Origin of the sequence: uncultured Pseudoalteromonas sp. (assembly GCF_963922945.1) — a bacterium.
In the GTDB taxonomy this organism is placed as follows: Bacteria; Pseudomonadota; Gammaproteobacteria; order Enterobacterales; family Alteromonadaceae; genus Pseudoalteromonas.
In genome coordinates this window covers 18,588-27,673 of sequence record NZ_CAWUKC010000049.1, presented here as the reverse complement: position 1 = coordinate 27,673, position 9,086 = coordinate 18,588, and the positions used below count along the sequence as shown (strand labels likewise).

The 9,086-nt window shown below is 38.9% G+C and carries 8 protein-coding genes; 2 read left to right on the top strand and 6 right to left on the bottom strand.

Translation table 11 applies throughout. The features are described 5' to 3' along the window. Positions 1–87: 87 nt before the first annotated feature. Positions 88–267: a DUF6435 family protein gene (locus AABI99_RS11525; RefSeq protein WP_256845114.1), complete on the top strand. Its 180-nt coding sequence runs from the start codon at positions 88–90 to the stop codon at positions 265–267. A gap of 398 nt (positions 268–665) precedes the next feature. Further along, the gene (locus AABI99_RS11520; protein WP_338365927.1) at positions 666–1,355 is read left to right on the top strand and encodes a hypothetical protein; all 690 of its coding nucleotides are present in this window, start codon (positions 666–668) and stop codon (positions 1,353–1,355) included. 404 nt (positions 1,356–1,759) lie between these two features. Here AABI99_RS11520 and AABI99_RS11515 read toward each other — a convergent pair whose 3' ends face one another. From AABI99_RS11515 to AABI99_RS11490, 6 genes are all read right to left on the bottom strand, one after another. Further along, on the bottom strand, positions 1,760–2,215 hold the full coding sequence (locus tag AABI99_RS11515) for a GNAT family N-acetyltransferase (RefSeq protein ID WP_338365926.1): 456 nt from the start codon (positions 2,213–2,215) through the stop codon (positions 1,760–1,762). A gap of 4 nt (positions 2,216–2,219) precedes the next feature. After that, positions 2,220–3,011 carry an SDR family oxidoreductase gene (locus AABI99_RS11510; RefSeq protein ID WP_338365925.1) on the bottom strand — a complete coding sequence of 264 codons (792 nt, stop codon included), beginning with the start codon at positions 3,009–3,011 and terminating at the stop codon, positions 2,220–2,222. A gap of 57 nt (positions 3,012–3,068) precedes the next feature. Beyond that, the gene (locus AABI99_RS11505; RefSeq protein WP_338365924.1) at positions 3,069–3,572 is read right to left on the bottom strand and encodes an Mpo1-like protein; all 504 of its coding nucleotides are present in this window, start codon (positions 3,570–3,572) and stop codon (positions 3,069–3,071) included. A 73-nt stretch (positions 3,573–3,645) separates the two neighbouring features. Then, complete coding sequence (locus AABI99_RS11500; protein WP_338365923.1) at positions 3,646–4,332, bottom strand: Crp/Fnr family transcriptional regulator; 687 nt, start codon at positions 4,330–4,332, stop codon at positions 3,646–3,648. Further along, entirely contained in the window at positions 4,329–4,985 is a 657-nt protein-coding gene (locus AABI99_RS11495; protein ID WP_338365922.1) for a hypothetical protein, read from the bottom strand. The genes AABI99_RS11500 and AABI99_RS11495 overlap by 4 nt, the downstream gene beginning before the upstream one ends. Before the next feature lie 528 nt (positions 4,986–5,513). Then, positions 5,514–8,621: a PilC/PilY family type IV pilus protein gene (locus AABI99_RS11490; RefSeq protein ID WP_338365921.1), complete on the bottom strand. Its 3,108-nt coding sequence runs from the start codon at positions 8,619–8,621 to the stop codon at positions 5,514–5,516. Positions 8,622–9,086 lie beyond the last annotated feature (465 nt).

Here is a 9,086-nt window from a genome sequence, read left to right as displayed (position 1 = left end):
CCGCGATTTAATCGCCCCTAGATTGAACAAATTTCAATCCGCAAAGATCAACACGTCCTAATACTTTTATAAAACTAAGCGAGCCCCATGTTTTCACTATTTAAATCAGACCCGACAAAAAAATTACGTAAAGAATACGATGCAAAGCTTGAGCAAGGCATGCAAGCACAGCGTAAAGGCGATATTAAAAGCTACGCCATGTTAAGCGCAGAAGCAGAAAAAATCTGGAGTGAAATAGAAGCGCTTGAGGCTAAAAAAGGCAAGTAAATAACTCATCACCTCGCTTTATAGCCTCCACCAGCCAAAAAACACTTTTTATAATAGGCTTACATAAACAAGTGTGCTTAAGGCGATTACTTATATTATCGATGCAGCTTTTAGTGGCGGTTAAATGATTTAAAAAGGGGTTTAGCTTTCATTTTAAATCTTTAACTGCTGTATTTGCTTACTGCGCTGGCGTTTTTCCTTCTAAGTCAGAAAATGAGGATACTTTCCTCCTTTCCACCTGCCATAAAAAGAACACCCCGCCTTAAAGTTTAATACTCGCAATGTGTTACAGGATTTGTTATTAATATTAAAAATAATTAAGAGGACATACTTTGCTCATAAAAAGAGGAAAGTGTCCTTTGATAAAGCTGTTAGCCGTCATGGAGTTTATATCGAGCATGGAAGTGTTATTTAATATTTTTTGCTTTGCCCTTGGTGCTCTTTCGATTTACCTGACCGCGTATTTAAAGGTCAAGGGTAAAAACCGAGCACTAATTGAAGATAATCGCCAGCTTGAAGAAGACAAACAGGAGATTGTTGCTAAGTATCGCGCCGAAACAGAAAAAATTAAAAAACAGCACTCTTTAGATATTGAAAAGAGAAAATATCAATATGAGGATAAAAGGCTTCAATTCTCAAAATACTTTTCTCTACTTGATGAGTTCCACGGAAAGTGTAATTCAATCTTTGTAGAGAAGTTTCAGCCAATTATGGCTGAATTTTTAACGGCTTGTTTACAAGATGATGACGCAGCCAAAAATAAAGGAATTGTTAAATATAATCAAGACGTTCAATCGCTTGTATTTGAGTTAAACGAGGAACATCTTAAAGTTAAAACTGAACAAAATAGTATTCGGTTGATAGCTTCGAAGGAAGTTGACGCGTTACTAGATAAGCTAGAAATTGCGGTAAAGAATGCAACCGACGCTTCTACCGAAATGCTTAGATTTATGTCAACGCAAGAGTTCTGGGCAGATCAAACTTTGATCACTTCATATCAGGAAAAAGCGACCATATTCGGGCAGGACGTACAAAACTGTCATAATGCTTTAAAGGAGCAAATGAAGCTAGAGCTGAATGAGATATGACGGCTAACAAACAACTGTTGTCACTCACTGCGTTCGCTGGGACACAAATACATGGGCACCCTCGCTTCGCTCGTAATTTTAGCCCATATATTTGTGCCCCAAAGTTGAGGCGTTATGTGTATGAATGATGTTATGCGAGCCGAAATTTAATGAGTGTGAATTTGAGAGTAAATTATTAAGTCAGTGCTGTGAAGATCAGAAATTTGCAGTTGTTATTTATTATCAAACACAATCCAACGCTCTTAATTGGATGAATACAAATATACCTGCACTAGGAAATCATACACCTTTAAAAAGCATCACATCTCAACCTAATAAGTTAAAATCAGCTTTGAGGTCAATGGCTTATTAGTTTTTTGTATTATTCATACAAGTTGCTTACATAGACATTACCCTGCCGCAATTTACTCTACCTCTCTAGTATTTCCCTCATAAACATTTGCAGGGTTTATTTGCATTAGCTGTGCTGGGTTGTCTATCGGTTTAAACCCGTATTGCGCATACAGGCCATGGGCATCAGCAGTGGCTAATAAAAAGCGCCTGAGCCCTTGCAGATCAGGGTGCTCTACTATTGTTTTAACCAGTAACTTGCTCAAGCCATTACCTTGCAAATCTGGGATAATAAATACATCTGCCAAATAGGCAAAAGTGGCGTTGTCGGTTACTACGCGGGCAAAACCTACTTGCTCGTTTTGAGCACTGTAAACACCAAAGCACATTGAGTTATCAATTGCTTTTTGCATCACGCTTTTGGGTATTCCTTTGGCCCAATAGCTATTAGCAATAAAGTGATAAATAACTTTAAAGTTAAGTTTGTTTTTGTCTGTGCTTATTGTGTATTTTTGCGTATTGGCATTCATTACATTATCTATAATTGGTTTTAGCGGTTAATCGATTAAATAAGCGAGGGAAAAACCGTTTAATGGTGGGTGCCCAACCACTTAAGCCTTTGCCTACAATCACTTCGTCTTTTTTGTTATGAATTGCGAGGATCATTTTTTTAGCGGCTACGCTTACATCCATGCCATTTTCTATTGAGTGCTCTGGCTTGTTTTGCGCTATGCCTTGCTCGTTTAACGAATTATGTGCAATGGCGGTTTTAATAGAGCCAGGGCAAATAGTTAAGCAATGAATGTTATGTTCTGCAAGCTCTGCACGCAGGCAATCCATAAAGCCCACTACCGCATATTTAGAGCCTGAATAGCCCGTTCTAAATTTAGAGCCTACTTTACCTGCTACGCTACTAATAGAGACTATTGAACCGCTGCGCCTTACTACCATACTAGGCGCTACCGCCTTGGTAAGTGCAATGAGGCCAAAGTAGTTAACCTCCATCAATTGGCGATAAACATTAAAGTCGTTTTCTAAAAATAAGCTGCGTTGCGATACCCCACCGTTATTAATTAAAATATCGATAGCAGGTAATGTACTGATTAAATTAGTCACCTGAGCCAATACAGCCTCCGGTGCTGACAAATCAAGTGGCAAGATAATGTGGCCATCGCCGTGTAAGCTTTGCTTTAGTTCGTTAAGTTTATCAACGCTTCTGGCTGACAAAATAACTTTGGCACCTAATGCTGCAAATTGTATTGCGAGCTCTTTGCCTATTCCTGATGATGCACCTGTGATCCACACTGTTTTATTTTTATAATTCATGCGTAATCTACCTTTTATGTTCGTTGGTGCTAATACTTATTGTATAAGCCGCTAGCATTATGCTTTGGTGGGGCCTGCTATGGCGTTAACTTCATCTTCTAAGGTTTTATAAAAACCCATTAAAAATAAAAGTTCAACGGTTACATATAAAGGGCCAATAATTAAACCAATTAAATCATCTACAAACGCAGGCTTTTTACCTTCATAGTAATGGCCAATAAACTGCAGTACCCAACCAAATACAAATACACCAGCGCCAATACTTAACCAAGGCCAAAAAGCCATTGCCGCGACTGGCTGCGCTGCTAAAAGTAATAATGTAAACAGTACGCCCATTATTAAACCAAGCGACACGCTCAGCATTAAGTAATACACCACGCTTGCGAAAACAAAAAGCTGCGCACCATCAATAAGTAAGCTACCAATGGGTATTTGAATACGCGCTAACAAACATAGCACCGCAAATACAATAAGTGGAATACCAAAAAAGTGAGTTAAAACATTACGTTTAGAGCGATGGTACAAACCGTATGTACCAAGCTGTTGCTGTAGAGTTTTCATGTGTGTGCCTTTTATTGTGTTTTTTTACACTATATCAGGCTTTTAAAATATCACTCTGTCGGGGAGCCGACATTTACTGGCTACAAAGTTGCTCTAAAGCAGATTGGTTTAAAATAGTCACTTTGTTGTAGCCAATTTCGATAAGTTGCTGCTTTGCTAATTTTTTGAGTATTTGATTGGCGGTTTGCCGTGTCAGGTAAGTCATATCAGCCAATTGTTGCTGCGACAAAGTAAACGTATGGCCATTACTATGCACTAAATGCGCGCACAGTATAAGTAAGCGTTTTGCTACGCGCTGCTCAGCGCTTAATAGTGCGTGATCTTCCAAGCTAGTAAACATAACGCGCAATTTTTGGGCAAGGAGTAGCCCAAAATCTTGCCAGTAATGAGGGTGCTGGCTTAACAATTGCTCCAGTGCGCGTTGTGAAATAAAACACAGTGTTACATCGGTTTGCGCATATACATCGTGGGTGCGCATGCCGCGGTCAAATAAAGTAACTTCGCCAAACCACAACGAGGCGTCAACAAAGCTTAAAACAGCTTCTTTACCATGATTACTTACCCCACTAATACGCACCACACCACTTAATACAGCATAAATACCGTCGTGTTTATCACCGCGTAAAAAAAGCGATTGATGCGCGCTAAGGCTCAAACATTTTGCGTGGCTTAGTAAAAATTGTTTTAAGTGTGTATCTCGGCCAGAAAACCACTGCCCTTGTTCAATAATGTGACACTGTGCTTTGCTAAGTTCTTTCATTGCATTGTGTTTATATGTGGTTTTAGCTCTTTAGCTAACGACTTTGGTAGGTCTAAATTGCTGGCAATAACAAAATCGTTATAGGCTTCATTACCGGAGAAAAACTCCCCTATAAGCGTTTTATTTTTATATACATTCACTGTAACACCACTGCCCATACCACCGGCATTAATTATGTAGTAATAGTAATTGCCTCTGTTAAAAAACAAAATACTTTCGCCTACTTTCCCTATTTGGCGATAGTAGCTACCAAATGGCTGCGCAGCAGTAGCGGTGTACTCTAGGCCAATTTTTTGCTCATTGCCATAACGATAAGTAATAGCTGAGTTATCATTCGCCACACACACAGACAAAATATTGTCAGTGGGTTTTAGTGTATAAGTCACTTTTGCAGTTGGGTTTCGTATCACCTTTTGCATTTTTGCATTTATGTACGCTGTTTCACCGTGCTTACAGTGGCTTGGTACAATCCCTTCTATGAGGCCTTCTGCAACAAGGCGCTGTTTCTCACTAATACTTGCTTGTGAATCCGTGTGTTTGTTATGCGCTACCGAGGGTGTTTTACTGCGGTTAAATAAGCCGACTTCTTCATCGCAGCCATTTAAAAAGAGCACGGGAATACAGTAGCAAAAAGAGATCAATTTGAAACTCATACTAATTCCATTCAATACAACTTAACTTTAAAATAGCGGTAAAATTAAGCACTAGCAACCTTTAAAAAAGGTAAGTTTTATAAATCTTTTTTTTAACCATTTTATGCAAATATTGCTTTACTATTTAGTGACTTATTTAATGTTTATTTACACATAAATTGGTTTATTTACGAACAATTCATAAACCTATTCATACCCGTATATCTATTTTCAATATAGGGACAATAAGCCCTCTTTCTATAATGCTCAATTACTTTAATTGCGAATAAAGGTTGGCTGAGCGTAAAGCAATGTTTGCTTTTATTAATACAAATTCGCTTGGTTAGGTAATCTATTTTAGGTAGGAGGCGTGTTGAATTTTAGACAAAAATTTTATTGTTGAGCATCTTTAAGCAGCACACCATAACGTAGCTAGCTTTGCCTTGGGTGCTAACAGTATTAGCTAAAAAATTAGCGCATGCCTTTTAAAGGCATGCACGGTAAATAATAAAACGCTGTAACTCCTGAGCTAAGGCTAACCTAATCAGATTAAGAATCGTTTTCTTCACGTTTATATATGTAGGTTTGCTGTGTTTTAAAGCCAAAACCTAATGTAATGCTGTCATTTACTAGTTTAACTTTACCATCGACAACAGTTAGCCCTGGGCCGTTAATTTCAGGTGGTTTGATTGGGTTTACTGCGCCTTCACCAGTAAGGCTCGGGCCGATTAAATAAAACTGACTTACTTGGCTTACAGGTATTGTTTCTTCGTACTCGTAGCCATCACTAGGTGTTGGAACATCACATAATCCATTGTTATTAGCGTCTATACATGAATCGCCTTCACCAAAATACAACTGCGCGGTATCGGGTACATCGTAGCTGGTCGTAAATTTAAGTCGGTCGTACACTTTTGTGCCATAGTGCAAATGAAAAGCGTACATTGCACCGCCGCCCCCAGTTAAAGAACACTGATTTTTATCAGACTCTTGTGCAGGTGTAAACGACGTATAATAAGCTACGCCTCCTACCACGGTGGCTGCAGCCAATGATTTTTCGCCATTACTTAGCTCATATCGCCACCCTTTAAAGCCAGCTAAATCGGCTTCAAGTTCTACAAACTCATCAACATTATCGAGTGCATTACCAAATGGGTCGTCATTCATAAGCATTAAATCATTTGGTACTATGGGCTCAGGCGTATTTTGTGAATCGAAGGTTTGAGTCACAGTATGCTCATCACGGATCATATAAAGATGATCTTGCTCATTGGTTGCAAGCGGATTTGAGCGATTCCCACTGCCTATTACGATTGCATCGTATGGCGTATCTAGCCGTGTGGTTACTTCTTCACCGCCATAGCTCGTTTTGCTCACTTTACTAAACATGGTGCGTGCCACGAGTGGCTTGTAAAAAAAGCGTCGGTCTTGGGTTGCTAATGAACTGCCAAGTTCTGCTAGTTTGTAGTGAGAAAAACTATTTTTGTCAGTGCCTGGCATATCCACACGCCAAATATTGCCCCCAGTATCGGTGGCATATAAGCGGTCAATGTAACCATCGTAATCTGAGTCAAGCGTTGCTACATCGGCAGCTATACTGTGCTTACCTTGGAAATTATTATCATCAGGCGTTAACGCCCATACTCTTTCGCCAGTTTTAGCCTTAACAATGTAAATTCCCGTGCCTGATTTATCCTCGCTACGAATCGCGTTGTCTTTGTTTGTATCGTATCCGCCACCAAATACCAGTAAAGGCTCATCTCCAAACGCTTTAATATAGGCTATTTGTGGTTTTGACCAGGTTTGAGCTAGGTATTCAAACCCATCTGAGCCGCCTACAATAGGCTTACTCCAAAGCTGTTTTGGTTTATCTGGTGAGCTAATATCAAGTGCATAATAGTTTTTACCCCCACGGCGCATACCAGCAAATGCCCATACTTCATCACCTTTGCTGGCATCTATTACTCCGTCGTTTAAGCCTTCACTATTTAAACTTTTATTATTAAAAAACACACTAATAGGCCCATCCATGCCATACACTTTAGTATTTGCTTTATTTGTTCGAAGCGAAGGTATATTTTTTAACAGTTCAGCAGGCATAAACGCCCACTCTTCTTCAATAGTGTCACCTTTATCATTAAACATATGCAAAAAACCCGCATTAGTGCCCACTAAAATACGTATGTTGCCATCACCATAGTCAATAGATACCGGCTTAGAATGCAAAGGGTCACCAAAAATATTAGCACGCTGATCTACTGAGGAGGCATCACCATCTTCGTTATCTACATCCATGCCTCTTGCCCAGCTAATATCATTACCAGAGATGGTTATATCTGTGCCCGGTATAATGCCACCTATAGCGTCTGACACTATATTTAAAATTTCTTTAACTCTATCAAAAGTAAAATCAACAATTTTGCCGCCTGAATCTATATACAGCTTACGGCTTTGTGAATCTAAACTTGAAAGTAAGTAGTTTACGCCCCCTTGTGCCACTAAATTACCATCAGCTGGTTTATTTGATGGTAGCCAAAACGTGCGAGCGTCTTCTTTAATTAAGCCATCGTCACCTAATGCCTCATTACCTGTAGAGTCAACAATGGTAGAGCCCGACATAGCTAGTTTTTTTAAATTCCCGCCCCAGCGAGCACCAGTCTCGGGGTAAAACATTGCAAAATAAATTGCGTCTCGGCTGCGGGTTTGGTCAACGTTATTACTGGCAACCGTAGGCGATGAAAAGCTATCGTTTACTTCACGTATTCTAGAAATGGTATTATTTAATGCTTCAGAGAGTTCTGCTGAGGTATCTGCGTGAAGGTACTCGCCTCCTCCAAGTTCAGCGGTTTTTTCAAGCAGCGTTTTACCTTTGCTACTCATGCCACTACCAAAACCAATAGTAAATACGCGCCCTGTGTCTGCCACCTCTGGTGTTTCTTCGTAAAGATCTATTTCAACATCTTGCGTACCATGAATTATTTGCGCTAATGCCGCTAAATAACTACTACTTGTTTTACTTGGGTTGTAACCAAACTTTTGCTTGTATAAGTATTTAATATCATTATTGCGATTATTATCCTGAGTAGGGTCGCCGTCGGTCATTAATATTAAATTTATAGAATTATCACAGCGCTCGGCTGAGCCATATGCCTGCTTAAACGGCGATATATAATCAGGGGGCGTTAAAGAGTTGTCATTGGTCTCTACACTAAAGTCACGTTGATTGGTATTTTGTCCATACCAAACGGTTTGCCCTGTCATATAAAGGTAGGCTTCCCATAAGGTTTCTGTAACGGGGGTATTTCCGCTAGCAGGTAGCTTTTCAATTTGGCCTAAAATAGTGTCATGTGATGAGCCTAAACCAGCCATAATATAACCACCGTTGTTACCATTAAAGCGCATTAAACCAAAGTCAATGGCGCTATTATCGTTAACCAGTTGGGTCATAGCATCTTTAGCGGCATCTATTTTTTTAGGTCCGTTGTTAGGAAGTTTACTTCCCATACTTCCGGAGGTATCAAAAATAATTACTACACGAGGGTTCTCATCGGTTTCTACGTTATGGTTTACGTATAGCTCTATATCTTCGGCGGTTACAGAAAGGCTAAAAGTTGCTGCAAAAAAAGATGCAACAATGCAATTGAATTTGAATTTCATTTTTAAATCCTTTTATCTGCGCTAAAATCACGCAGTTCCATTAAAAGTGCAGTTACTTATTTATTTTTAGTTTTAATTAGAAAAATGCACAAAAAAGCTAAATGCTATTAAACATAAACTTATTTACAAAGATTAATATTAACTGAATTTGCTATATTTTAAGTACTTTAATGAAAATAGGCGAAAATATAAAGAAATTTAATACTCTTAGCATATTTATATATGCACAGCCTTTAGTAGAATATCCCGCTTTTGAAAACAATTGAACTTGTGATTTTCGAACAACCCTACACGCAATGGTGTAATTAGCATATTTTAAGTTTAAAACCCCTCTTAAAATAGTTATTTAAGTTAGAACACACGGTAAACCCACTTAAAAATTAACAACTCACATTGGTTAATTTCAAAAATAAAAACTAAAAAGCCCCCACTAGTTATAAACTAGCGAGGGCTTTTTAAGTGCTT

Bases quoted from the DNA above. Each gene is read 5' to 3' on its own strand.
- AABI99_RS11505 (WP_338365924.1), bottom strand. From the start codon at position 3,572: ATGAAAACTCTACAGCAACAGCTTGGTACATACGGTTTGTACCATCGC.
- AABI99_RS11510 (WP_338365925.1), bottom strand. From the start codon at position 3,011: ATGAATTATAAAAATAAAACAGTGTGGATCACAGGTGCATCATCAGGA.
- AABI99_RS11490 (WP_338365921.1), bottom strand. From the start codon at position 8,621: ATGAAATTCAAATTCAATTGCATTGTTGCATCTTTTTTTGCAGCAACT.
- AABI99_RS11495 (WP_338365922.1), bottom strand. From the start codon at position 4,985: ATGAGTTTCAAATTGATCTCTTTTTGCTACTGTATTCCCGTGCTCTTT.
- AABI99_RS11525 (WP_256845114.1), top strand. From the start codon at position 88: ATGTTTTCACTATTTAAATCAGACCCGACAAAAAAATTACGTAAAGAA.
- AABI99_RS11520 (WP_338365927.1), top strand. From the start codon at position 666: ATGGAAGTGTTATTTAATATTTTTTGCTTTGCCCTTGGTGCTCTTTCG.
- AABI99_RS11515 (WP_338365926.1), bottom strand. From the start codon at position 2,215: ATGAATGCCAATACGCAAAAATACACAATAAGCACAGACAAAAACAAA.
- AABI99_RS11500 (WP_338365923.1), bottom strand. From the start codon at position 4,332: ATGAAAGAACTTAGCAAAGCACAGTGTCACATTATTGAACAAGGGCAG.